The following is a 25428-nucleotide window of genomic DNA, read 5'->3' as shown; positions in this document are numbered from 1 at the left end:
GAAGACAAGCGAATTGAGCAACTGAGCCTATTTTAGAAGACTGCCACCCTTTAGGTGGCACACATTTTAACCCGCTTTGAGCGGTTCACATTTACAAGCCTCCGGCTCTGCCGGAGGTATTTTGACTATGGCTTATCTTTCAACTGCGCCAAATTGTCTTTAATGCGCTGTTTGGCCGTGTCGGATAAGGCCGTGAGCCGGGGGTTATGGTCGGTGATGATTTTTTGCATGAACAACAAATGGCGGCGGTAGCGGCGGCAGGTGGCGCAAATGAGCAAATGCAGGCGCATGGCCGAGCGTTTTGGCCAAGGCAGGCGGGTTTCTAGGCTGTCGGAGAGCAGTTGGGTCATTTGTTTGCAGCTAGGCATCATCTTATCCTCGGTCGAACCATTGGGCTTCCAGGCATTGCCTGAGTTTCAGGCGGGTGCGCGATAACGCGACACACAATTGGTTAGTCGTGGCTATTGCCAAAAGCTTACAGCATTCTTCACTGGATAAGCCGTCTACGGTGCGTAAAATAAATAAATCCGCCATGTCTTGCGGCAAACGCGCCAGACAACGGTAAAACACCTGCCAGAACTGCTCGTCGGTGAGGGCTTTATCGGGTGTGCCCCAGTTAATCAGCGGAATTTTCCAATGGCCGTCGGCATCGAAAGAATGTGCTAACAAAGCGTCATCATCGTCGAAATTGTCCAGCGATTCGCTGTCGCGTTCGTGGCGGTATTTGCGGAAATGGTCGATGATTTTATGTTTCAGAATACCGATTAGCCAGGTTTTGACAGAAGATTGCCCATTGAATTGGGCAAACGACTGCCAAGCCGCCAGCAGCGTTTCCTGTACCATATCTTCGGCTAAGGGCTCCGAACGTAGCTGTAACAGGGCATAACGGTAGAGTGCGTCGCCGTATTCGTCAAGCCATTTGGCCGGGTCGCTGGTTGCTTGCATAACTGTCCGTTAAGCCTGTTGTTAGTTTAGTTTGCTATTAAGGCTGCAATTTGGCATACACTTGCAGATACTCTTCGGCACTGTGCCGCCAGGTAAAGTCTTTGCCCATGGCGTTGACCTGCATTTGCCGCCATTGTTCGGGCAGATGGTAGAGCAGTAGCGACCGTTTGATGGCTTCCAGTAACGCCCCTGCATTCGCTTCGTTAAAGACAAGGCCGCTGGCGGTGCCGTCGGCAAGGCTTGCCGCAGAGGTGTCTATGACAGTATCCGCCAAGCCGCCGGTTTTTCTGACCAGCGGGATAGTGCCGTAGCGTTGGCTGTACATCTGGTTCAAGCCGCAGGGCTCAAACCGTGACGGCATAAGGAATATATCGGCTCCCGCTTCAATCAGATGTGCCAAGCCTTCATCATAGCCTAAGGTGACGGCGATTTTATCCGGGTTGGCGGCTGCCAGAGCCTGTAAACGCTGTTCAAAGGTTTTATCGCCACTGCCCAGCAACACAAACTGCATGGGCATAGTAAGCATTTCCGGCAGACAATCCAGCACCATATCGATGCCTTTTTGTTCGACCAAGCGGCTAATCAGGCCGAATAACGGCACTTGGCCGTTAATGGGCAGGCCAACACGCTGTTGCAGGGCGGTTTTGTTATGGACTTTATCTTGCAGGGTGTCGGCATTGTAGCGTTGCGGGATATAGCCGTCGGTTTCGGCATTCCATTGCTGGGTGTCAATGCCGTTAATAATGCCGACCAAGGCCTCTTTGCGGTAGCGCAATAAGCCTTCCAAGCCGTAACCGAAGGCGGCGGTTTGGATTTCTTGGGCGTAAGTGGGGCTGACGGTGGTGATGCAATCGGCAAACGCTAGGCCGCCTTTGATAAAGGACAGCATGTTGTGGAACTCCAAGCCTTCGGGGTTCCACAATTGTCCTGGGATGTTCAGCGTGACCATGCGGCTGGCGGAAAACAGCCCTTGGTAGGCCAGGTTGTGAATGGTAAACACCGTAGCCGGGCGGTGTTTTTCCAGCGATAACAGCGCGGGTACCAAGCCGCTTTGCCAGTCGTTGCAATGGACAATATCAGGCCACCAATTTTGGCCGATTTTATCCAAGGCGCAGATTACCGCAATCCGGCAAAACAGCGCGAAGCGTTCGGCGTTATTCGGCCACGGGTTGCCGTTTTCGTCGGTGTAAGGGTTGCCTGGGTAATTGTAAAACTCAGGACAATCAACCAACCAGACCGGAATAGTGCTATCCGGCAATTGGGTTGCCAATATATTGATCTGGCGGTTATCGACGCGTAACGAAAAGATGTTGTGGACATCGCCGGTGAGCTTAAGTGCCTGATAGTTTGGCATGATAATGCGCACGTCTTGCGCCAGTTCCGCCAAGGCTTTAGGTAAGCTACCAGACACATCGGCAAGACCTCCGGTTTTAATCAAAGGATGTGCTTCACTGGTAACAAATAATATTTTTTTCATTATGGCTTCCTTTAGGTGATCGGCTTACAGCTTTAAGATCACGCCTCCTAAGGGGGGTAAGGTTAAGTTGATCGAATGCGGCAAATTCATCCATGGTTTCGGTTCCGAGGTCACCGCGCCATTGCCGGCGTTCGTACCCGCATAATAAGTCGAATCGGAATTGAAGATTTCCGTATAAACGCCTTCTTTCGGTACGCCAATCCGGTAATCGTGGCGGGTAACGGGTGTGAAATTTAAAACGACGCACAATTCGTCGTCGCCATCTTTACGCCGGAAACTGATGATGGATTGTTGGACATCATGGCAATCGATCCACTCAAAACCCAAATAATCAAAATCGTGCTTGTAGAGTGCCGGTTGGTTTTTATACAGGTTGTTCAGATCTTTAACTAAAGTCTGAATGCCTTGGTGGTAGGGGTATTCTAAGACATACCAATCCAGGGTTTTATTGAAGCTCCATTCGGTGCCTTGAGCAAATTCACAGCCCATAAACAGCAACTTTTTGCCGGGATAGGTGTACATCAGGGTATACAGCAGGCGCAGGTTGGCAAAGCGTTGCCATTCGTCGCCGGGCATTTTGTTTAACAACGAACCTTTGCCATGCACCACTTCGTCATGGGAGAAGGGCAGGGCGAAGTTCTCGGTAAACGCATACAGCAGGCCGAAGGTCAGTTGGTCATGGTGGTGCATCCGGTGGATAGGATCCAAGCTCATATAGGCCAAGGTATCGTGCATCCAGCCCATATTCCATTTCATCGAGAAACCTAAGCCGCCTGTCCAAGTCGGGCGGGTAACTTGCGGCCAAGCGGTCGATTCTTCGGCCATGACCACCGCACCGGGGTGCTGTTCGTGCATCACCGCATTCAGTTCCCTGATAAAGTCAATCGCTTCCAGGTTTTCGTTGCCGCCGTATTTGTTGGGTATCCAGTCGTTATGCTTGCGCGAATAATCCAAGTACAGCATGGAGGCGACCGCGTCGACGCGTAAGCCGTCCAGATGGAATTCTTCTAGCCAGAACATGGCGCTGGCCAGCAGGAAGTTTCTGACTTCATTGCGCCCGTAATTGTAGATTAATGTGCCCCAATCGCGGTGTTCGCCTTTGCGTGGGTCTTCGTGTTCGTATAAGGCGCTGCCGTCAAAACGCGCCAAGGCAAACGCATCTTTAGGGAAATGCGCAGGTACCCAGTCGAGGATAACCCCAATGCCGTGTTGGTGGCATTGGTCGATAAAATAACGGAAATCATCGGGTGTGCCGTGGCGGCTGGTCGGGGCGAAATACCCCGTGGTTTGATAGCCCCATGAGGCATCCAGGGGATGTTCGGTGATGGGCAGCAGTTCGATATGGGTAAAGCCCATTTTTTGTACATAGCCGATCAGTTGTTCCGCCAGCACCCGATAGTTGAGGAAGTTGCCTTGTTCGTCGCGTTGCCAAGACCCCAGATGCACTTCGTAAATGGCGATAGGTTCGTGCAGCCAGTCGTAAGCGGCGCGGTCGGCCAGCCATTGCTGGTCTTGCCAAGCAAATTCGGTTTCGTCAACGATAATCGACGAGGTGCTGGGGCGGAACTCAAACTGTTGCGCGTAAGGGTCGGTTTTTAATAATAATTGGTGGGTTTTGGCATTGAGGATTTCAAATTTGTACAAACAGCCCACGGTCAGGCCAGGGATGAAAATTTCCCAGATGCCGCTACCGCCTAAGCTGCGCATCGGATTACAACGGCCATCCCAGCGGTTAAAGTCGCCGACGACGCTAATGCGTCCGGCATTGGGCGCCCAAACGGCAAACAGCACACCGTCGATACCGTCAATGGTGCGCAAGTGGCCGCCCAATTTTTGATAAATGTGCCAGTGCTTGCCTTCGGCAAATAGGTGTTGGTCAAACGCAGGCAATTGCGGGGCAAAAGTATAAGGGTCGTACATTTCATGGCTATCGCCGTCTTTGTCCACCCAAGATAGGCAATAGTGGACGGGCAGAACTTGGTCGGTGTCGGTGTAGACAAAGAAGTCTGTGCCGCTGATTCGGGTCAGGCCCGCGCCGTTGTCTTTAAAGCTGACCGTTTCCGCGTAAGGCAAGTAAGCTTTTATAATTGTTTGGTTATTAACGGTATGGCGGCCCAATACGGAAAAGGGGTCATGATGTTTGGCGGCTATGATTTTTAACGAATCAGCGTCAAGCGTACTGGTTGATTGCTTTTTCACTTTGCTTTGCCTCGATTTAGTAGAATAATGGTTGCGCAAATGTTACCAAAATAAAACAATTCTTGTGAATCTATTCCACTCGGAGATGAAAAATGTCGGCACCGACCCCCAAAAAGCATGACCTGAACATCCAGCATTTAACCCGAAATACGATTGCCTTGATTTTAGCGGGTGGGCGTGGGTCAAGGTTAATGAATATGACGGATTGGCGTGCCAAGCCTGCCGTACCCTTTGGCGGCAAGTTCCGCATCGTGGATTTTCCGTTGTCCAATTGCGTCAATTCCGGTATCCGTAAAATCGGTGTCCTGACCCAATACAAGGCCGATTCGCTGATTAGGCATATCCAACAAGGCTGGGGGTTTTTACGCGGCGAATTTGGCGAATATGTCGACCTGATGCCCGCCCAACAGCGCCATGATGAAGATTCTTGGTATAAAGGCACGGCGGATGCCATTTTCCAGAATATCGACATCCTTAGAACCCGCAAGCCCGAATATATTTTAGTATTGGCCGGCGACCATATTTACAAAATGGATTACGGCGCGATGCTGGTCGACCATGTGGAAAAGAACGCCGACCTGACCATCGGTTGCATCGAAGTGTCCTTGGAAGATGCCACGGCTTTCGGGGTGATGGATGTCGACACTAACCGCCGGGTACGCGCTTTTGTCGAAAAGCCCGAACATCCGCCGGTCATGCCGGGGCGTACCGACACCGCGTTGGCGTCGATGGGCATTTATATTTTCAATGCCAGCTTCCTGTTTGAGCAATTGCTCAAAGATGCCGACACCCGTGGCTCGTCCCATGATTTTGGCAAGGACATTATCCCATCAGTGATTGACAAATACATCGTCAATGCTTATCCGTTCTTAGACTTACAAAGCGGCGAACAGAGTTACTGGCGCGATGTCGGTACGATTGATGCCTATTGGGCGGCCAATATGGAACTGATTGGCGTTAACCCTAACTTGAACTTATACGACAACACTTGGCCGATCTGGACTTATCAGGCGCAAACGCCGCCTGCGAAATTCGTTTTTGATGACGATGACCGCCGTGGCCAAGCCGTCGATTCTATGGTGTCAGGCGGTTGTGTGGTGTCCGGCGCCACCGTCCGGCACTCCTTATTATTTACTAACGTGCGGGTAAATTCCTATACCACCTTACAAGACACCATCGTGTTGCCGGAAGTCAACATCGCCCGCCATTGCCGCATCACCAAAGCCATTATTGAAAGGGGCTGCCAAGTGCCGGAGGGTACGATTATCGGTGAAGACCGCGAAGCCGATGAAAAACGCTTCCATGTCAGTGCGGGCGGTGTGGTGTTGGTGACGCCGGATATGTTGGGGCAACGCCTGCATTATGTCAGATAGGCGTGTCCGGCATTCATTTAAGCATGGGCAGGATAACCTCGGCAAAAAGTCCTGTTGTGGGGTGTTTTGCCTTGGGTATGCGGTCTCTCCCGTCTGCCTAAGCGTGGTTAGCTTGGCTTAAATTATGTATTGCCATAAAATCTGATAGGTGCGGCATTTACCCTTAACTTAATAGGATACGCTTTGTGAAATTAGTATTATGCTGGCACATGCACCAGCCTGAATATCGGGATTTGCAAACAGGGGAATTTAAGTTGCCATGGACTTATCTGCATGTCATTAAAGATTATGTAGATATGGTCGCGCATTTGGAAGCCGTGCCTACTGCGAAGGCGGTGGTCAATTTCGCGCCGATCCTGTTGGAGCAGATTGAGGAATACGCCAAGCAAGTCAATAGTTATTTGCATGACCGGGTGACCATGACCGACCCCTTATTGGCGGCGCTGGTCGATGTCAGCATTCCGGCCAATTCAGAAGCGCGTTTGAAATTGATTAGGGACTGTTTGCGTGCCAATCGGGAACGGCAAATCGATCGCTATCCGGCGTATAAAAAATTGGCGGAAATGGCGGAATGGCTTGAGCTGCATTATGATGCGTTGATGTATGTCAACTCCCAGTTTTTGAGCGATTTTTTGGTTTGGTACCATTTGGCTTGGATGGGTGAAACGGTTAAGTTGAGCGACAGCCGCGTCAAAAGCCTGATTGAAAAGGGTACGGGCTATTCCTTGCATGACCGGATAGAGATTGTCGAAATTATTGGCGATTTGCTTGCCAATGTCATTTGCCGTTATAAAGTCTTGGTGAAAAAAGGCCAGTTGGAATTGTCGGTGACACCTTATGCGCACCCGATCATGCCGTTGTTGCTGGATTTGCAGACTACCCAAGAGGCTATGCCTAATGCCCTGATGCCGGAGTTGGCCGCCTATCCGGGCGGTGAAGAGCGGGTCGCTTATCATCTTGAGAAAGGTGTACAAGTTTTCAAACGTTTTTTTGGCTTTAAGCCGAAAGGTTGTTGGCCCTCCGAGGGCGGCATTAGCGCCCAAACCTTAAAAGTGTTGGGCGACTTTGGCTTCGAGTGGACGGCCAGCGGCGGTAGCGTCTTGCGTAATAGCCTGCATTTGCCGGAAAATACCGTGCCTGCCTGCATCCATTATCCGTTTAAATTAAAAAAAACGGCCATTGCCTGTTTTTTCCGTGATGACGGCTTATCCGATCTTATTGGTTTCCAATATTCAAAATGGCACGCCGATGACGCAGTCGCCGATTTTATCCGCCATTTGGAAACCATCGCCGCCACCCAACCTGCCGATGCTGTGGTGTCGGTGATTATGGACGGTGAAAATGCGTGGGAATATTTTCCCGAAAACGGCTATCATTTTCTCAGCGCCTTATATAAAAACCTGAGCCAACACCCTGCTATTGAACTTGCCACTTTTTCCGAATGCCTAAAGGCTAAGGCGGTTGTTAAGCCCTTGGCAAAATTGGTGGCGGGCAGTTGGGTATATGGTACGTTTTCGACGTGGATAGGCGATAGCGATAAAAATCGCGGCTGGGACATGTTGGGCGAAGCCAAAGCCGCCTTTGACCAAGCGGTGGCAGGTAAGTGCCTGTCCCCCAAGCAGCTTAAGGCGGCGGAAATCCAGCTCGCCGTCTGCGAAGGCTCGGATTGGTTTTGGTGGTTTGGCGATTATAATCCCGGCGAAGCCGTCAGTAACTTTGAAAAACACTTTCGCTTGAATCTGGCTAACTTATACCGTTTGTTGGGCGAACAACCCCCTTCTTATCTGGCACTGTCATTCACTCAAGGCTCCGGTGCGCCAGCCATGGGTGGAGCGATGCGTCCAGGCGTTGAACTTTAACTTGAGACCCGCCACATTGAAAGCTATAGAAAACGATATCTTAAACAAACGCCGTGCAGGCATCTTATTGCATATCACCTCCTTGCCTGGTGCAGGCCGCCAAGGTGATTTGGGTCAGGATGCCTACTATTTTGTCGATTTCCTCCATAAGGCCGGCATTACCGTCTGGCAAACCCTGCCGTTGGGGATGACCCATGCCGACGGGTCGCCTTACCAGTGTTTGTCCGCCCATGCCGGCAACCCCGACCTAATTAATATCGATTGGCTGGTCAGGCAAGGCTGGCTGGATTTGTCCGAGCGTTGCGAAGAGTGTCAGGGAACCCATAAATTTAACAAAAACTGTCTGGTTACGAAAGCCTTTAACGGTTTTATGGAGCGCGGCACACCGCAAGATAAGGACGGTTTTACCGCGTTTTGTCAGGACAAAGCCTTTTGGTTGGACGATTTCGCGTTATTTTTGGCTTTAAGGACGGAATTTAACCAACAATGCTGGAACCAATGGCCGGATTATTTTAAAGAGCGCGACAGCAAAGCCCTGAAAGAGGTGCGGATCCGCTTAGGCCATACGATTGACTGCATAAAATTTGAGCAGTATGTATTTTTCCGCCAATGGATGGCATTAAAAAACTATGCCAACGCCAAGGGCGTGTTGCTGTTCGGCGATATTCCTATCTTTGTCTCTTATGACAGTGCCGATGTCTGGGCTAACCGCGATGTCTTTAAGCTCGACGATAATGGGGAGATGTCGGTGGTGGCGGGTGTGCCGCCGGATTATTTTTCCGAAAACGGCCAGCGCTGGGGCAATCCGCATTATAACTGGACGTTCTTGAAAAAAACCGGCTTTAACTGGTGGGTAGAGCGGATGCAGACCCAATTGGAGCAGTTTGATATTTTACGCATCGACCATTTCAGGGGTTTGGAAGCGGCGTGGGAAATCCCCGCTTCTGAGCCGACTGCGAAGCAGGGCGAATGGGTCAAAGCGCCGGGCAAGGCCTTATTGAACGCCATTAAGGCGGAACTGGGGGCCATTCCGCTGGTCGCCGAAGATTTGGGCATTATCACCGATGAAGTCACTGCCTTGCGCGACGAATTTCAGTTGCCGGGCATGAAAATTTTACAGTTCGCCTTTGGCGGCGGCTCGGATAACCCGTATTTACCGAATAATTATGAAAAAAATTGTGTGGTGTATACAGGTACGCATGATAACGACACGACCTTAGGTTGGGCGGAGCAGTTAAATGTTGATGAAAGGAAGTATGTTTACGAATATTTGGGCAACCCCTTGGCAACCTTGCATTGTGCGTTGATCCAAGCCGCCTTGGCTTCGGTCGCTAACTTGGCGATTATCCCTATGCAAGATATTTTGGAATTGGGCACTGAACACCGGATGAACACCCCCGGCACCATCGTCGGCAATTGGCAATGGCGTTTCGCTTGGGAACAGTTATCGCCCGAACGCGCTTCACGCTTGGCGCATTTGGTGGAGTTGTTTAACCGCAATTAAGGATAGGGAAAGTCGCCCCCAGATTTGTCCGGCAGTGTTTGTGCCGCCTTTATTGCCTATTTGCTATGACCTATCAAGATAAACTTTTTAAACAGATCACCCGCGTCGAGGATTTTGCTTTTGATGAGCGGGTCGCGGGGGTGTTCGATGATATGGTGGCGCGGAGTGTGCCGTTTTATAACGAAATACAACGTATCCAAGCCGATTTGATTATGGACTTTCTGCCCGATGAGGCGGGGGTGGTCTGTGATTTGGGGTGTTCGACGGGTACGACACTGGCGCATTTGACCGCCCATCCGCGTTGCCCAAGCCAAGCCCTGTTTATCGGTTTGGACAATTCCGCCCCGATGCTGGCTAAGGCGCAGGTAAAGTTGGCGGCGCAAGCCGCTAAAGGGCAGGTGTCTTTGCGCTTGGCGGATTTAGCTGACCTTACCGACTTGCCGCCCTGCAATGTGGTGATTTTGAACTGGGCATTGCAGTTTGTCCGGCCTATTGACAGGCAAGGGCTGTTAAATACCGTTTACCAAGCCCTCAGGCCGGGTGGGCTGTTGTTGCTGTCCGAGAAAATACTCGCGCAAGACCCGTTGCTGAACCGAGTCTATATTGACCATTATTTGCATTTTAAAACCTCCCAAAGCGGCTATAGCGATACCGAAAACCAGCGCAAGCGTGAGGCTTTGGAAAATGTGCTGATTCCGTACCGCCTTGATGAAAATATGGCGCTATTGGAGCGTGCCGGCTTTGCCCATCGGGATACTTATTTCCAATGGTTCAACTTTGTTTGTATGATGGCGGTTAAGAGGTAGATACACCGCCGTTAATAGGGTTTATGGCGGCAATTAGACGTTTTAAGGATAAAGGGCAGGGCTATGTTAAAAAACCGCTTCATTAGGCAATTATTCAGCAGTTGTTTGGATTTGCTGCCGATTTTGGCGGTGGTGTTGGTTTTCCAAGTTGCCGTTATCCGCCAGCCGATTCCCGATGTCGCCCATTTGCTTGAAGGGATGGTGTTGGTCGTATTTGGCTTGGCCTTATTCGTCCAAGGCTTGGAGCAAAGCTTGTTCCCCTTAGGGGAGTCTATGGCTTATGCTTTTGCGCGTAAGGGCAGCGTGTTTTGGTTGCTGGTTTTTGCTTTTTGCTTGGGGTTCGGCACGACCGTGGCGGAGCCGGCCTTGATCGCTATCAGCGACGAGGCGGCGCGGATCGCCGCCCAAGGCCATATTATCGCCGATTCTGACGCGGCGCGTAAAAGCTATGCTTTAGGTTTGCGCCTGACGGTGGCCTTATCGGTAGGGGTGGCTATTTTAGTCGGCGTGTTGCGCATTCTTCGCGGCTGGCCGTTGCATTATCTGATTATCGGCGGCTATTGTGTGGTGACGGCGGTTACGCCGTTTGCCCCCGCTGATATTATCGGCATCGCCTACGATTCCGGCGGTGTGACGACTTCCACGATCACTGTGCCGCTGGTCGCCGCGTTGGGGGTAGGCTTGGCGACCGCCATTAAAGGCCGCAATCCGATGATTGACGGCTTTGGCCTGATTGCCTTCGCGTCCTTGACCCCGATGATTTTTGTGATGGCTTACGGGATGTTACGATGAGTGCATGGCTCTGGCATTTTGCCGATATGCTGTTGGCGACTGGCCGCGATATTTTGCCGATTGCCGCGATTATTATCGGCTTTCAGTTGTTGGTGATCCGTAAACCCTTGGCAAACCCGCGTAAAATCGCTATCGGCTTTTTTTATGTGGTGCTGGGCATCGCCTGTTTTCTGGAGGGCTTGGACATGGCTTTATTTCCGCTCGGCAAGCTGATGGCGACACAACTGACCTCGCCAGAATTCTTAGGCATCGCCGCAACCGGGCCGCGCACTTGGCTGACCTACAGTTGGGTGTATGTGTTCGCCGCCTGTATTGGCTTTGCCACCACCTTGGCGGAGCCGTCTTTGTTGGCGGTCGCCATGAAAGCCGAGCAAATTTCCGGCGGGGCGATCCGCGCCTGGGGTTTGCGTATTGCCGTGTCCATTGGGGTGGCGGTCGGCATTGCCTTAGGCACCTTCCGAATCGTCACCGGCACGGAGCTGTATTTTTATATTGTGGTCGGCTATGTGGTGGTTATTATTCAAACAATGTTTGCACCGAAAATGATTATTGCTTTGGCTTATGATTCGGGTGGTGTGACCACTTCGACTGTGACGGTGCCGTTGGTGACGGCTTTAGGCTTGGGGCTGGCCACCACCGTACCCGGACGCAACCCTTTAGTGGACGGTTTTGGCCTGATCGCCTTTGCCAGTCTGTTCCCTATCATTGCCGTATTGGCTTACGCCCAGTTAGCGCAGACGCTAGGCAAGCCGCACCCGAAACCTTGAGGTCTATCAGTTATGCACTTTAAATTAATTATCGCTTTTGTTGATGATGACAAAACCGATCTGGTGTTGGCGACGGCGCGTGAGTATGGCGCGAAAGGCGCGACGGTCATTAACAATGCGCGGGGTGAGGGCATGAAGCAGTCCAAAACCTTTTTTGGCCTGAATTTGGAGGCCCAGCGCGATGTCTTGCTGATGCTGGTTGAAGAGCATCTGAGCCGCCATATTTTGGAAAAAATCGCCAGTGTCGCCGAATTTGACAACAAGCCGGGTACTGGCATTGCCTTTCAGATTGATGTCGAAGATGCCATCGGCGTGACCCGCCAGATGGAAACCTTAACCCGGGAAATTGAGGACAAATTATGATAACTAAACCTGTGGTCATTCGTGTCAAAGATGTGATGAAAACCGAATTTGGCACGATTGACGGCATTGCCACGGTCGCCGAGGCTTTACGCACCATGAAGGCATTAAAGACCTCGGTGCTGATCGTCAATAAGCGCCATGATGATGATGAATATGGGCTGATTAATTCCGGCGATATTGCCCGCCATGTGTTGGCGAAAGACCGCGCCCCGGAGCGGGTCAATGTTTATGAAATTATGAGCAAACCGGTCATTTCCGTGCATCCCGACATGGATATCCGCTATTGTTCGCGCTTGTTCGCCGACTATAATTTGGTGCGTGCGCCGGTCATTGCCAACCGTGAGGTGATTGGTATGGTCAGCCCCAATTCGTTGGTGTTGGACGGGCTATATCTGTTATCCGAGCAACGCTAAAAATTGCCGACTGGTTCACAAATTTACGCGTTTCTGTGTTGAGAAATAGCATCGGGCAAAAAATATCAGTACAATTCGCACTCACAGAGTCAAAATGTTGAGCCAGTAGAAGTCTCTTTTAATGCTTATCCGGTTATCAATGTTGTCGATCTGTTCTAACCATAAGTTTTAATCTCAGGAGTTTTCTAATGACAACAGGCACCGTAAAATGGTTTAACAACACTAAAGGCTTTGGTTTTATCGCCCCTAGCGAAGGCGGCGAAGATGTGTTCGTGCATCATTCGGTGATTCAAGGCGAAGGTTTTAAGACGTTGGCAGAAGGCCAAAAAGTCACTTTCGATATTGAATCAGGCCCTAAAGGTTTGACCGCCACCAATGTAAGCACTAAGTAACCCGCGCTTACATAACCTTAAAAAAGCTTTTGTGGTGTTCACAAAAGCTTTTTTTATGGCCGCTGTTTAGCGGCCCAGTCCCACAGGGTTCGGCGCGGATTTAAGGGTATGTTTTAAAAACCCATGATGGGTCTTGACATTTTTCTATAATATGGATATATCAATAGAATATGTTCTAAGGAGAATGCCGTTATGCCCAAGTCCAAACAGTATTTGCAAGAACCGTCTGCTGATCCGGTCGCCGCCATTGTTAAGGCGCTGGATAAGGATGTCGAACGCGGTGAAGATATTCTAATGTTAGGCTTGGGCGTGGTGATACTGTCGTCCACGTTCGCACCGCTCATGCCGCCGACCGTGCTGCTGCCCTCGGTCGCCTTGGTGTTTGCGGTGTCTTCCGGTTGTGCGCGTAAGAATTATCACAATATGGAACGTAAGCTGGCCGAGGCGATGGCTCAGCTTGAGCGCCGCGATAAGCTGCGGTTGCGGCCAATAGCGGCCGTATTTGCCGAGCATCAGATGCCGCCCTTGGTCGATTCTTATAACATACTGAAAAATGTCCGGCGCACTTGGAAAAGCGTGTTGGGCGGTATCCTTATTAATCCGTTTTGGATGCCTATTTTTTATGTGATGGGTATCCAGATCGGCGAAGAAAAAAATCTGGGCATTTTAAACCGTGCTGTCTGTACCGTTGAGCAACGGCTGGCGCCGCCCTTGCCGGAGATTTTTGAGGAAGGTCAAGGCTAGGCGCTTGCCTGCTGCCCTTGGTTTTGCCGTTACTGCCCAGTTGCCCTTATACACAGGTAAAGGTTGCGTCGTTTTGTCAATACAGTTTTGCCTGTTCATAGCCTGTTCAGGTTATAATGCCCACCTAAAAGAATCTTAATGGATTCGTCATTGTATTATGCTTACAAATACCCTATGGCCCAACAGCGCTAAGCTTGTGTCCGGCCTTAGTGATTTTCAGATGTTTACCCTAAAAATATGACCCAAAAACTGTATATTCAAACAAACGGCTGCCAGATGAATGAGTACGATTCCGACAAAATGCGGGATGTCCTCCATGCTTCGCACGGTTTTGAATTGATCGACGACCCCGCCCAAGCGGATGTTTTGCTGCTGAACACCTGTTCCATACGCGAAAAAGCCCAAGAGAAAGTTTTTTCTGCGTTAGGCAAATGGCGGATGATTAAGGAAAAACGCCCTGATGTAGTGATTGGGGTCGGCGGTTGTGTCGCTAGCCAAGAAGGCGCTGACATCCAAAAACGCGCCCCGTTTGTCGATATGGTGTTCGGCCCGCAAACCTTGCACCGTTTGCCGCAATTGCTCGACCAAGTGCGCAATAAGCACTTGCCTGTGGTCGATATTTCTTTTCCCGAAATTGAAAAGTTTGATGCCTTGCCGGAACCGCGTGCCGAAGGCCCAAAAGCGTTTGTGTCAGTGATGGAAGGGTGCAGCAAATATTGTACGTTCTGTGTCGTGCCTTATACGCGCGGCGAAGAGATCAGCCGCCCGCTGGATGATGTGCTGGCCGAAATCACCTCTTTAGCCAAGCAAGGCGTGCGTGAAGTCAATTTGTTAGGGCAGAACGTCAATGCCTATCGCGGGCTGATGGATGACGGCGATATCGCCGATTTTGCCTTATTGCTGCATTATGTCGCGGCGATTGACGGTATTGAGCGCATCCGCTTCACAACGTCGCATCCGGTCGAATTTACCGATAATCTGATTAAGGCGTTCGCGGAAATTCCGCAATTGGTCAACCATTTGCATTTGCCTGTGCAAAGCGGCAGCGATTCTATTTTAAAAAAGATGAAACGCGGGCATACCCGTGCCGAGTACATCGAAACTATCCGTAAATTGCGCCAAGTGCGCCCTGATATATGCTTGTCTTCGGATTTCATCATTGGTTTTCCTGGCGAAACCGATGCGGAATTTGCCGAAACCATGGCGTTTATTGAAGAAGTGGGCTTTGATCTGTCGTTCAGCTTCATTTATAGCGCCCGGCCCGGTACGCCTGCCGCTGACTTGCCTGATGATGTGCCGATGGCGGTAAAAAAACAGCGTTTGGAGCAGTTCCAAAACCGCATTAATGCCATGGCGACGGCGATTGCCAACCGCATGATTGGGACGGTGCAGACGGTGCTGGTCGAAGGCCAATCCAAAAAGAACCCGTTGCAAATGCAAGGCCGTACGGAAAATAACCGCGTGGTCAATTTTATCGCCCACCCCCGCCTAGCAGGCCAATTTGTTGACGTGTTGATTGCCGAAGCTTTACCTAATTCCCTACGCGGGCGTTTGGTGGAATCGTCGGTCACTAAAATTGCCGCCACTGTTTAATTAATCTTATGATCTCACAGGAAATCGCCCTGCTGCCTGCCGATAACGGCAGGTTATCCAATTTTTGTGGTCAGCTTGATGCCCATTTACGGCAAATTGAAGCCCGTCTGCAAGTCGAAATCGCTAACCGTGGTAACCAATTTAAAGTGACTGGCTTAGACCGCTCTGTGAAAGCCGCTTGCGCCATTATGGAAAAGTTGTTTGCCAGCACCGAAACGGAGTGCTTGACGGCGGAAATGATCCACCTTGCCATGCAGGACTCTTCCATAGACGCAATGCTCGAAGAAGAGGCGCAAGAGCAACCCCAGCCGGCTAATGTCGCCATTAAGACCAAATGCGGCATGATTAAAGGCCGTGGGGCAAACCAGCAAGACTATTTACGCAAAATTGTCAGCCATGACATTAACTTTGGCATAGGCCCTGCGGGTACGGGCAAGACTTTTTTAGCGGTGGCATGTGCCATTGAGGCTTTGCAGAATGAGCGGGTCAGAAAAATCATTTTAGTGCGTCCGGCGGTTGAAGCGGGCGAAAAATTGGGCTTTTTGCCGGGTGATATGGCACAAAAAATTGACCCTTACTTACGCCCCCTTTATGATGCCCTCTATGATATGCTTGGCAACGAGCGGGTCGAGAAAATGATCGACCGGGGCATTATTGAAGTGGCTCCGCTGGCCTTTATGCGTGGGCGTACCCTTAATGATGCGTTTATCATTTTGGACGAGGCGCAGAATACCACCGTCGAGCAAATCAAAATGTTTTTGACCCGTATCGGCTTCGGCTCGACGGCGGTAGTGACGGGCGACATTACCCAAGTCGATTTGCCTTCGGAAAAAATGTCCGGCCTGCGGCATGTACTGGAGGTTTTACAAGATGTAGAAGGCATTAGCTTTACCTTTTTCAATAACCGCGACGTTATCAGGCATCCTTTAGTGCAGCGTATTGTCACCGCTTATGAAGCTTACGATAAAAAATCTAAAACACTCCCCTTATGAACTGGATTGATGTCCAGCGGGTATTTGCATCTGATGGCCAGCCTGACGATGCCAGCCTGCAACGCTGGGTCGATACGGCTTTAGCTGCCCTTAACGAAGATACTGAAATTGTCGTGCGTATTGTCGGCATTGAAGAAAGTGCTGAACTGAACAGCTATTACCGCGCCAAGCAAGGCCCTACCAATATTCTTAGCTTCCCCTTCGAAGCCCCTGACATTGACGGTTTCGAATCGGCTTTGCTGGGCGATTTGGTGGTTTGCGCCCCGGTTTTGGCAGCGGAAGCTGAGCAACAAGGCAAGCCATTGCTTGACCATTGGGCGCATATCATTATCCACGGCGTTTTGCATTTGCTCGGTTATGACCATATCGACGAGGCGGATGCCGAAGAAATGGAAAATAAAGAAATCGTTTTTTTGCAACAATTGACTATTCGTAATCCTTATTTACAGGTAACAGACCATGAGCGATGACCATCCTCCTAGTAGACAGTCTCCGCCGAGAAGCTGGGTTGAAAAACTCGGCCATTTACTTAGCGGAGAGCCGCAAGACTTGGAAGATCTCAAGGAAATATTAAGGGAAGCCCGCGAAAATGAGTTGCTGGATACGGACGCGCTGGCAATGATCGAGGGGGTTTTGCAGGTTTCGCAAATGCGGGTCAGAGATATTATGACCCCACGCATCCAAATGGTGGTTGTGCCACAAGAAGCCGAGCTAGAAGCCATTTTTCCTTTGGTCATTGAATTTTGCCATTCCCGTTATCCGGTGATAGAGGATGACCGTAGCAAGGTGGTTGGGGTGTTGTTGGCTAAGGATCTGCTGACCCATGTCCTGCAAAATAAATCCATGACCGTGCAGCAGATTATGCGCCCGGCTTGTGTGGTGCCTGAAAGCAAACGCCTAAATGTGTTATTGAAAGAATTGCGCACCAACGGCAACCACATGGCGATTGTGGTGGACGAATACGGCCAAGCGGCCGGCTTGGTGACGATTGAAGATATTTTGGAACAAATTGTCGGCGATATTGAAGATGAACATGACGACCACGAGGATCATGGCTACATTTTTAAGCGCAACGATTATGAGTATCTAATTAAGGCACTGACTCCGATAGAGGAGTTTGACGAGTATTTTGCCACTCATTTGGCTACCGACGAGTATGACACGGTGGGGGGGTTTGTGGTCAGCCAGCTCGAGCACATGCCCAAAAAAGGCGAGAGCGTGGTGGTGGGCGACTTGCGTTTTGAGGTGGTTAGGGCCGATAACCGCCGCGTCCATTTGATTAAGCTGAAAATAAGGAAGCCTAAATGAGCGGTCAAGGCAAAATTTTGGTGACGGGCGGGGCCGGCTATATCGGTAGCCATGCTTGTGTGGAATTGCTGCAAGCGGGTTATGAGATTGTGGTGGTGGATAATCTGTCCAATAGCAAAACCGAAGCGTTGGTACGCGCACAACAGCTTGCGGGTAAGCCCCTGACGTTTTATCAGGTGGACATCCGCGATAAAGCAGCATTAACGGCCATTTTTGCCCAAGAAATCATTACCACGGTGATCCATTTTGCGGGCCTAAAATCAGTCGGTGAGTCCTGTGCCCAACCGGCCTTGTATTACCATAACAATGTCTATGGCACATTGGTACTGACTGAGGTGATGGCGGCGGCGGGTGTGAAGCAATTGGTGTTCAGCTCTTCGGCGACCGTTTACGGTGAGTCGGTGTCGCCGCAATATGCCGAAGATTTTCCTCTAGGGCCTATTAACCCTTACGGGCGGTCGAAAGCGATGGTTGAGGACATTTTGCGGGATTTAGCGGCCGCCGATGCCATTAATGCGGAGCCGATGCCGTGGAAAATCGCCTTGTTGCGCTATTTTAACCCGATAGGGGCACATGCCAGCGGTTTGATTGGCGAAGATCCTAATGGCATACCGAATAACTTGATGCCTTATGTGGCGCAAGTGGCGATAGGCAAATTGCCGCAATTGTCGGTGTTCGGTGATGACTATCCCACCCCTGACGGCACGGGTATCCGTGACTATATCCATGTTGTCGATTTGGTCAAAGGCCATATTCAGGCGATAACTGCCCTGGCAGGCGAGAGTTTCGCCAAAGGCGGCTGCCGGCCTTATAACCTCGGCACGGGTCAAGGTTACAGTGTTTTAGACATCATCCATGCCTTTGAGCGCGTTACAGGCTGTCCGGTCAAGTATAAGGTAGTTGGGCGCAGGGCAGGGGATTTGGCCGAGTGTTTCGCCAATCCCGACAGGGCGTTGCAGGAACTGGGTTGGCGGGCGGAAAAAAATCTTGATGATATGGTCGCCGACACTTGGAATTGGCAGAGCAAAAATCCGCAGGGCTACACAGCTTAAAAGCCAAGAGACGTGACCGCTCCTCGGCCTATGCCAGGCTTGGGGGGCGTGGGCGGATCAGGTTAGGCTTCCCACACCAACCCATTGTCACTTTAGGCTATTGTTATGAAAAAGCTATTCAAACTGCCGTATTGGCTGCTGTTGGTGTTTTCTTGGGAAAAATCATTCCGTAACAATCCGATTATCGGCAATTACTGGCTGAACCGTTGCGGCCTGCATGTCGCCCGACTGGTGGTGGCGCATTTGCTGTTCCGGTTCCGCCTCATGCTGCTAAGCCCGTTGCTGGCTAAGCAAGACCGCCAAGCCTTTCTGGACAATGGGTTTATTTTAAAGCCTAACTTTCTGCCTGAAGCGGATTTTGCGGCCTTAAAACAGGAGCTAAAGGCTTATAACGGCCCCATCAGTGAAACGCTGGAGGGTGACACGCTGACCCAGCGCCTGTTTCTCGACCGTGCCAAGGCTAAGCTCTTGCCACAATGCCAACGCTTTATTAACAATATCGCCTTAAGCAAATTAATGCGCTATTGCTCTTCTAAAAACCGCCTGCCACTTTTTTATGTGGAAAACTTAAAATTCCATAGCCTTGACGCAACGGCTACCGACCCCCAACAAGACTTGCATATCGATACCTTTCATCCGTGCATAAAAGGCTGGTTCTTTATGGATGATGTCGATGACCGGAATGGCCCGCATGTCTGCATTCCCGGTTCCTACCGTTTGAGCTGGCGGCGGCTGCGCTGGGAATACCGCCAAAGCCTGTTGGCAAGCCGCCCTGTGGGGCAGGATGCGGCGGCGCGGTATTGGGACGGTTCGTTCCGCGTCGGCCCCGACGATTTGGACTTTATGCAATGCCAGCCGCCGAAGGTGTTCTGCGTTCCTGCCAATACCCTGCTCATCAGTAATGTCCACGGCATCCATAGGCGTGGTGATGCCCAAGGGCAGGCCACGCGGATGGTGATATGGATGCAGGCGCGGGATAATCCTTTTAACCCCTTTTTTACGCCGTGCCCACGGTTGACGGCGCGGGCGTTTGAGTTTTTTTGGCGGCGCATGATGGCTAAGCGCGAACAGCGCTTGGCAAAAAACGGCTTGCTGCGTTATACGGATACGGGGTTCTATTAGCAGGCCTTAGGATAATCTAACGGCTTATGCCGATAGCGACTTAAACTTTTCTTCAATGCTGGGGATATGGCTTTTATCTAAAGTAAACATCACCACATGATCGCCTTCTTCAAACAGCGTGTCATGATGTATGCCTATGGCTTCGTTATTACGGATGAGCGCCCCTAAGATAATGCCTTCGGGTAGCTTGACGGTGTCCACCTTGCGCCCTACCACAGAGTTTTCGCCGTGGCTGTGGTGGGCGATGGCCTCAATGGCTTCGGCGGTGCCGTTGCGTAATAGGCTGACTTGGGCGACATCGCCTTGCCGGACATGTTTGAGTATACCCCCTAAGGTTTCGACATAAGGCAGCACGGCGAGGTCTATGCCCGTACCCGGCAGCAATTTGTTGTAACAAAGATTGTTGAGGATGCAGATGGCTTTGCGGGCGCCATGGGCTTTTGCCAAGGCGGCGGCAATAATATTTTCTCCGTCATTATCGGTAATGGCACAAAACAGGTCGGTCTTATCAATGGATTCTTCCAGCAACAGCATTTCGTCGCCGCAATCGCCTTGCAAGACAATGGTGTTATCCAACTCATTCGCCAATTTGCGGGCTCGTTTCGGATTAAGTTCGATAATTTTCACATAATGGTCTTTTTCCAATGCCAGCGCCAAGCGTTTGCCGATATGGCCGCCTCCCGCAATGATGATGCGCTTAAGCGGTTTTTCCAAGCAGCCTAAGTCCTTTAGCAAGCGCCGCACTTCGAGTTTAGGGGCGAAAAAGAACACTTCGTCATCGGCGGCAATTTCCGATTCGCCGTTGGTCGGTTGGGCGATACCGTTACGGAAAATCGCCGCAACACGGATTTTCCCTTCGCTTAAACGTCCTTTGAGGGTTTTGATTTTTTTTCCGGTCAAAAAGCCGCCCGCCGCCACTTTTACCGAAAACAGGCGCACTAAGCCATTGGCAAAATCCGAAATGTGCAGCACCCCCGGTAATTCTATGAGATTGCGGATAGATTCCATGACACTTTGTTCGGGACTGATGACAATATCTATCGGGATACCGTCTGCGCCAAACAGGTTGGGGTTTTTCATATAATCAATGGCGCGTACCCGCGCGATGGTTTTTGTGCCACCGTAGAGGGTTTTAATAATGGTACAGGCGAGCATATTGGTTTCGTCCCGGTCGGTGACGGCAATAACCAAATCGGTTTCGCGCACCCCGGCCAGTTCTAGGATATGAGGGTAGGCGGCATTGCCGACCACGGTGCTGATATTCACGCGTTCTTTTAAGGCCTCAAGGCGGGTGGCATCATCATCGACCACAACAATGTCGTTATCTTCGCCCGCTAATGCTTCGGCAACCGATGTGCCGGTTTTGCCTGCCCCTAAAATTAATATTTTCATAACATTCCGTTTTGTTACCGATAGGTGGGGATATTGTCGCATTGTTGCGCGGCAATGCTAAGTGGCAAAGGGAGAAATCCGCGTTTTTAAGCGAATTTTTCGCCCTAGACAGTTGCCATTTTACTAATAGAAAGCGATGATAAAGCCACCTAGTGTTTTTAAATCCCATAACGGCAATATGTGCATGACTACCGACAACCACCGCCTGAAACCGATCTTATTTTCTTTTCCGTTGGCTATAGCCTTATTAAGCCCCTGTTATGTTTGGGCAAAATCCTATACTTTTAGTGCCAGTAGCAGGCCGGGTTATTTTAGTTCGGCACCGAAAAGCAGCAGTTCTTCTGTGTTTAAAAGTTATAGTGGTATATCAAGAAGCACTAGCAGTTCGGTGGGGGCAAAATTTGGCAAACCTTACAATTCATCCTTGCTGCAACCGTATAGTGGGAAAACTAAGCAAAAAACCGTTGCCAACGCACCGAAACTGCAATCGGCAGCTGCCGCCAGCAGTGCATCCCAGTCACCATCGGCGGCAAAACCCAAACATTTTCCTGTTGCGGATTTACAAAAATATCGGCGGCGTTACGCGGATAATAGCCTGTACCAACAAGCTGCCCAGGAGCCTGATGCGTGGGGGACAAGAAGCCGTTACCAGCAGACCCAAACCCAAGCCCCTGCGATGGCCAATGGCGGCAGTGACGCTTTCGGGATGCTCTCCGGGCAGTTTTTGTATAAGTTACTGAATAATCCGAATGCGGCGGGCGAATATGCCTACCACCACCAAGATGATAGGGATTATCGGCAATGGCGGGCGGAAGCGGAGCGTTTGGCTATGGCTAATGCCGGGTTGCGGGCGCAGTTGGCGCAATTAGATGCCGCCCGCCGCCACTACGGCACAACGCCCCCTAATCCCAGTTGGTTGCCTCAGGGTGTACCTGCTACCGCCGTAGTCTCCGAAGCCGCATTAAAATCCGGCCAAGCCGATTTTAATGTTTGTGTCGGTTCTGAAGGAGGGCCTTACTATAAGGTGGCGCAGACCAATCTGTTGCCCGAATTGGTGGAATGGGTCAACGTAAACCCGGTCATTACCCTAGGTACACCGGATATTTTAGGGAAACTGGCGGCGGGGGAATGTGATGCGGGCTTTATCCAAGGCGATGCGCAGGCCGATAGCCAACAGATGGACGTGGTGTTTAAGCCGTTTCTTGAGGCTGCCCACTTAGCTTGTCATGTCAATGCCCATACCTCAACCATCGCCGATATGGCGGGGCATACGGTATGGATTCCCCAGTCTTCGGGGGCGCGTCTGACGTGGGATAAATTTGTCGCGCTGAATCCCGTGTATGCGCAAGTCACGGTCAAAGATGCCGCCAGTTATGTCGATGCCATTAATAAGGCGGTGCAAACTAAGGCGTGCCTGCTCTATATGGCGGCTCCCCATACGGCGGCGATAGACCGCTTATTAAACCGTAAAACGCTTAAGTTAGTGGCCATTGACGACCCGGCCTTAGTGGCCAGCGGGATTTATCAGGCCACCTCGTTGTCATCCAGCGATTACAGCCAAGCCATTCCCGATGCCTATAGTATCCAAACAGTGGCGATACCGGCGACCTTTGTGGTGAGTAAAGCGTGGAAAAGCCAACACGCTGACATTGCCGCCAAAGTGACCCAGAAATTGGCGGAGGTTGAGCAGCAAATCACCCGGAATGTGCAGCAATAAAGGCTAAGGCAACGGAGGGTAATCGGCTGGCTGGTTTTTTTTGCACCGTTGCTGCCGATTGTGGCGGCTGGGTTGGCGTAAATTGTGTTGAAAAAATACGTCATGGCTTATATCCTGAGCCACATACCGTTTTTTTATTGTCCATTTATCAGGAATAACCATGTCAAGCATAGATAAAGCCACTGTCGAGCAGTTGCTGAGAACGTTTATAGACCCTAACCATGGGGTCGATCTGGTCACGGCAAAATCAGTGAAGGCGATCACCGTAGATGGCGATCAGGTTACGGTCACTATTGAATTGGGTTATCCTGCCCAAAGTATTTTGGCGACTATGCAGGCGGCTATTGAGCAGCACCTGCACAGTTTGGCGACCTTCGGCAGCTTAACGGTGACAGTTGGGGTCAAAATTATCGCCCATGCTGTTCAGCAAACCTTAAAGCCCTATCCGCAAATTAAAAATATTATTGCTGTCGCGTCGGGTAAGGGCGGGGTGGGTAAATCGACCACAGCGGTGAATTTGGCCTTGGCTTTAGCGGCGGAAGGGGCGACGGTAGGTATTTTGGATGCCGATATTTATGGGCCGAGCATTCCGACCATGTTAGGCCTGTCGGGTACGCCGGAAAGCCATGATAACAAAACCATGATGCCTAAGGTGGCGTATGGGGTGCAGACCATTTCTATCGGCTATTTGGTGCAGGCCGAGCAAGCCATGATTTGGCGCGGGCCGATGGCGACCAACGCTTTGCAGCAATTGCTGCGCGATACCAATTGGCAAGGCCTGGATTATTTGGTGATCGATTTGCCGCCGGGCACGGGTGACATCCAATTGACCTTGGCGCAACAGATTCCGGTCAGCGGTGCAATCATTGTCACTACTCCGCAGGATATTGCCTTGATTGACGCGCAACGCGGCTTAAGCATGTTCGCCAAGGTCAATGTGCCAGTGTTGGGGATTGTCGAGAACATGAGCCTGCACATCTGTTCCCAATGCGGCCATGAAGAGGCGATTTTTGGCACAGGCGGCGGTATGGTGATGGCGGAAGCCAACCGGGTGGATTTTCTGGGGGCGTTGCCGCTGGACATGGCTATCCGCCAAGATGCCGATTTGGGCAGGCCGACCGTGGTCGCCGACCCTGATGGCCGTGCCGCCGAAATTTATAAGTCGATTGCGCGTAAAACGGCGGCAAGGCTGGCGTTAAAAGCCAAAGATTTCAGTAGCCGTTTCCCGACGATTGTCGTGCAGAACAGCTAAGGGGTAGGGGAGTTTGCCCGTTCCAAGCCGCTACCACTGGTAGTGGTGGTAGCGGCTTGGAATGTTATAGGGGCTTACTACTTGTAATCGCTATGCCATGATTATGGGGCTGCATCAATCTTACCATAAAGCCCATTGGTTTCTTCGTTCGGGCCCGCCGTAAAGAATAGGCTGTTGGTGGCTTGATTAACCACGCCGTTGCCGAACGCCAGCCCCCACAGGCCGTCAATCTTGATTTTCTTACCGTCCAAACCGCGTAATGCCCCACCAGGACGGGCGGTTACGGGATTAAATGTGTTGATGGCGCCATCGCCAAAATTACCGATCAGCACTTGGTTGCTATGGATACCGAAATTGGCGGGAGCCACGGCCACTGCCCACGGGGCGTTTAATGCCCCTTGGGAAGCGAAACGTTTGATCAGGCAACCATTGGCATCGAACACATTGACATAACCTAGGCCTGGGCCTGAGACATTATCTTCCTTAGCGGCATCTTGTTGGGCATAGGTCACATATAAAGCGCCATTGATGTTTTGGATGCCGAACGGGGCAAAACCGGCTGGGATGCTGGGGTCGGTAAAATCACAGCCCAAGGTTTGTTTGGCGTTCACCAAGGCAAACGTGCTGTCAAATACCCGGACTTTGGCATTATGGAAGTCGGTGGCATATAAGAAATGTGCTGTGCCGTTAGCGGCCAGTGCCAAGCCTTTATAAATGGGTTTTCCGGCGATAGGCGTACCGACAACTTTGGCGTTGTGCAAGTCGACATTGGGGTTCCAAGCGGCTAACGAGCCGCTTTCATTGGCAAAAATGAAAGCCGCCGGATTATTGGGGGTGATATTAAAATCTTTGCTGGAATTAAACACAGCCCCGGTCGGACTGCCTACCGCGCCGCTGGCATCCGGCACGTTCACCACAGGTAGGCCGACAATAGGTACGCCGTTGCCGTCGTACAGTGTAGTGGTGCCGGTATGGTTGTTGGCTATCCATACCGCCCCGTTCGGATTAAAGGCAATGCCCCACGCATTTTGGAGATTGGCATCGGTTTGGGCGGCAACACCGGGTTGGTCGGCAACCAGATTAGTTTGGCGGTAGGTACCGTTAGTATCGGCTTGTGCAGCGGTGCTAATACCCGCTAGCCAACAAGCGGCGGCCAATGCTATAAAAGGGAAAGTAGGCGTTGGGCTTAGGTTTTTCATAAATGTTGTCCTCGGACATTAAGTAAAAGCGGAATGTTGGCTTTATTGACGGCCTGAAAATTTGGGTTTGTTATAGCTGGCTTAAGCGCTGCCGTTCCATAACATATTTGTATCCCCGATAATGCCGGGAAGGTTCAGCCGGGTAGTGGAATAGGGGAGGGGAAGCC

General features: G+C 51.0%; 24 protein-coding genes. 18 read left to right on the top strand and 6 right to left on the bottom strand.

What is annotated here, in order from left to right; genetic code table 11:
* Positions 1–125: 125 nt before the first annotated feature.
* The 4 genes from AADEFJLK_RS18855 to glgB are packed head-to-tail and all read right to left on the bottom strand — an operon-like array spanning position 126 to position 4621.
* Complete coding sequence (locus AADEFJLK_RS18855; RefSeq protein ID WP_088617991.1) at positions 126–368, bottom strand: zf-HC2 domain-containing protein; 243 nt, start codon at positions 366–368, stop codon at positions 126–128.
* 4 nt (positions 369–372) lie between these two features.
* Positions 373–945: a sigma-70 family RNA polymerase sigma factor gene (locus AADEFJLK_RS18850; protein ID WP_088617992.1), complete on the bottom strand. Its 573-nt coding sequence runs from the start codon at positions 943–945 to the stop codon at positions 373–375.
* A gap of 37 nt (positions 946–982) precedes the next feature.
* Positions 983–2422 (bottom strand): glycogen synthase GlgA, encoded by a 1440-nt coding sequence (glgA, locus tag AADEFJLK_RS18845; protein WP_103975343.1) that lies wholly within the window; start codon positions 2420–2422, stop codon positions 983–985.
* Between the two features lie 24 nt (positions 2423–2446).
* Positions 2447–4621, bottom strand: coding sequence for a 1,4-alpha-glucan branching protein GlgB (glgB, locus tag AADEFJLK_RS18840; protein ID WP_088617994.1), 2175 nt, complete (start codon positions 4619–4621; stop codon positions 2447–2449).
* A gap of 92 nt (positions 4622–4713) precedes the next feature.
* Between glgB and glgC the strand changes: the two genes are divergently transcribed.
* From glgC to AADEFJLK_RS18760, 16 genes are all read left to right on the top strand, one after another.
* Positions 4714–5994, top strand: a complete 1281-nt coding sequence (gene glgC / locus AADEFJLK_RS18835; protein WP_088617995.1) for a glucose-1-phosphate adenylyltransferase — start codon at positions 4714–4716, stop codon at positions 5992–5994.
* A 209-nt stretch (positions 5995–6203) separates the two neighbouring features.
* Positions 6204–7853, top strand: coding sequence for a glycoside hydrolase family 57 protein (locus AADEFJLK_RS18830; RefSeq protein ID WP_103975342.1), 1650 nt, complete (start codon positions 6204–6206; stop codon positions 7851–7853).
* Positions 7854–7869: 16 nt separating this feature from the next.
* On the top strand, positions 7870–9357 hold the full coding sequence (gene malQ, locus AADEFJLK_RS18825; protein ID WP_249028081.1) for a 4-alpha-glucanotransferase: 1488 nt from the start codon (positions 7870–7872) through the stop codon (positions 9355–9357).
* 65 nt (positions 9358–9422) lie between these two features.
* A complete protein-coding gene (gene cmoA / locus AADEFJLK_RS18820; protein WP_103975341.1) occupies positions 9423–10163 on the top strand; it encodes a carboxy-S-adenosyl-L-methionine synthase CmoA in 741 nt (246 codons plus the stop codon).
* A gap of 63 nt (positions 10164–10226) precedes the next feature.
* Entirely contained in the window at positions 10227–10955 is a 729-nt protein-coding gene (locus tag AADEFJLK_RS18815) for a DUF1538 domain-containing protein (RefSeq protein WP_103975340.1), read from the top strand.
* A complete protein-coding gene (locus AADEFJLK_RS18810) occupies positions 10952–11722 on the top strand; it encodes a DUF1538 domain-containing protein (RefSeq protein WP_088617999.1) in 771 nt (256 codons plus the stop codon). Before AADEFJLK_RS18815 ends, AADEFJLK_RS18810 begins: the two co-directional genes overlap by 4 nt.
* 12 nt (positions 11723–11734) lie before the next feature.
* A complete protein-coding gene (locus AADEFJLK_RS18805; RefSeq protein ID WP_088618000.1) occupies positions 11735–12085 on the top strand; it encodes a P-II family nitrogen regulator in 351 nt (116 codons plus the stop codon).
* Positions 12082–12498: a CBS domain-containing protein gene (locus AADEFJLK_RS18800; RefSeq protein ID WP_088618001.1), complete on the top strand. Its 417-nt coding sequence runs from the start codon at positions 12082–12084 to the stop codon at positions 12496–12498. The genes AADEFJLK_RS18805 and AADEFJLK_RS18800 overlap by 4 nt, the downstream gene beginning before the upstream one ends.
* 188 nt (positions 12499–12686) lie before the next feature.
* Positions 12687–12890, top strand: coding sequence for a cold-shock protein (locus AADEFJLK_RS18795; protein ID WP_088618002.1), 204 nt, complete (start codon positions 12687–12689; stop codon positions 12888–12890).
* Positions 12891–13082: 192 nt separating this feature from the next.
* Positions 13083–13634: a hypothetical protein gene (locus tag AADEFJLK_RS18790; RefSeq protein ID WP_103975339.1), complete on the top strand. Its 552-nt coding sequence runs from the start codon at positions 13083–13085 to the stop codon at positions 13632–13634.
* 237 nt (positions 13635–13871) lie between these two features.
* Complete coding sequence (miaB, locus tag AADEFJLK_RS18785) at positions 13872–15227, top strand: tRNA (N6-isopentenyl adenosine(37)-C2)-methylthiotransferase MiaB (RefSeq protein WP_103975338.1); 1356 nt, start codon at positions 13872–13874, stop codon at positions 15225–15227.
* 8 nt (positions 15228–15235) lie between these two features.
* Complete coding sequence (locus tag AADEFJLK_RS18780) at positions 15236–16219, top strand: PhoH family protein (protein WP_103975337.1); 984 nt, start codon at positions 15236–15238, stop codon at positions 16217–16219.
* Positions 16216–16689: an rRNA maturation RNase YbeY gene (gene ybeY, locus AADEFJLK_RS18775; RefSeq protein ID WP_103975336.1), complete on the top strand. Its 474-nt coding sequence runs from the start codon at positions 16216–16218 to the stop codon at positions 16687–16689. The genes AADEFJLK_RS18780 and ybeY overlap by 4 nt, the downstream gene beginning before the upstream one ends.
* Positions 16679–17527, top strand: coding sequence for a CorC family transporter (locus AADEFJLK_RS18770; RefSeq protein WP_103975335.1), 849 nt, complete (start codon positions 16679–16681; stop codon positions 17525–17527). The genes ybeY and AADEFJLK_RS18770 overlap by 11 nt, the downstream gene beginning before the upstream one ends.
* Entirely contained in the window at positions 17524–18579 is a 1056-nt protein-coding gene (galE, locus tag AADEFJLK_RS18765) for a UDP-glucose 4-epimerase GalE (protein ID WP_103975334.1), read from the top strand. Before AADEFJLK_RS18770 ends, galE begins: the two co-directional genes overlap by 4 nt.
* A 105-nt stretch (positions 18580–18684) precedes the next feature.
* The gene (locus AADEFJLK_RS18760; RefSeq protein WP_088618009.1) at positions 18685–19701 is read left to right on the top strand and encodes a phytanoyl-CoA dioxygenase family protein; all 1017 of its coding nucleotides are present in this window, start codon (positions 18685–18687) and stop codon (positions 19699–19701) included.
* A gap of 24 nt (positions 19702–19725) precedes the next feature.
* Here AADEFJLK_RS18760 and trkA read toward each other — a convergent pair whose 3' ends face one another.
* On the bottom strand, positions 19726–21093 hold the full coding sequence (gene trkA / locus AADEFJLK_RS18755; RefSeq protein WP_103975333.1) for a Trk system potassium transporter TrkA: 1368 nt from the start codon (positions 21091–21093) through the stop codon (positions 19726–19728).
* A gap of 136 nt (positions 21094–21229) precedes the next feature.
* Here trkA and AADEFJLK_RS18750 point away from each other — a divergent pair, with 136 nt between their 5' ends.
* A complete protein-coding gene (locus AADEFJLK_RS18750) occupies positions 21230–22810 on the top strand; it encodes a TAXI family TRAP transporter solute-binding subunit (protein WP_146054665.1) in 1581 nt (526 codons plus the stop codon).
* A gap of 160 nt (positions 22811–22970) precedes the next feature.
* Complete coding sequence (gene apbC / locus AADEFJLK_RS18745; RefSeq protein WP_103975331.1) at positions 22971–24062, top strand: iron-sulfur cluster carrier protein ApbC; 1092 nt, start codon at positions 22971–22973, stop codon at positions 24060–24062.
* 101 nt (positions 24063–24163) lie between these two features.
* On the opposite strand, the gene AADEFJLK_RS18740 is transcribed toward apbC, so the two are convergent.
* Complete coding sequence (locus tag AADEFJLK_RS18740) at positions 24164–25261, bottom strand: TIGR03118 family protein (protein ID WP_103975330.1); 1098 nt, start codon at positions 25259–25261, stop codon at positions 24164–24166.
* Between the last annotated feature and the right edge of the window lie 167 nt (positions 25262–25428).

It is taken from the genome of Methylovulum psychrotolerans (assembly GCF_002923755.1).
GTDB classification, from domain to species: Bacteria; Pseudomonadota; Gammaproteobacteria; order Methylococcales; family Methylomonadaceae; genus Methylovulum; species Methylovulum psychrotolerans.
Note: the sequence above shows the minus strand (reverse complement) of the source record. Positions and strands in the feature narration are given on the sequence as shown.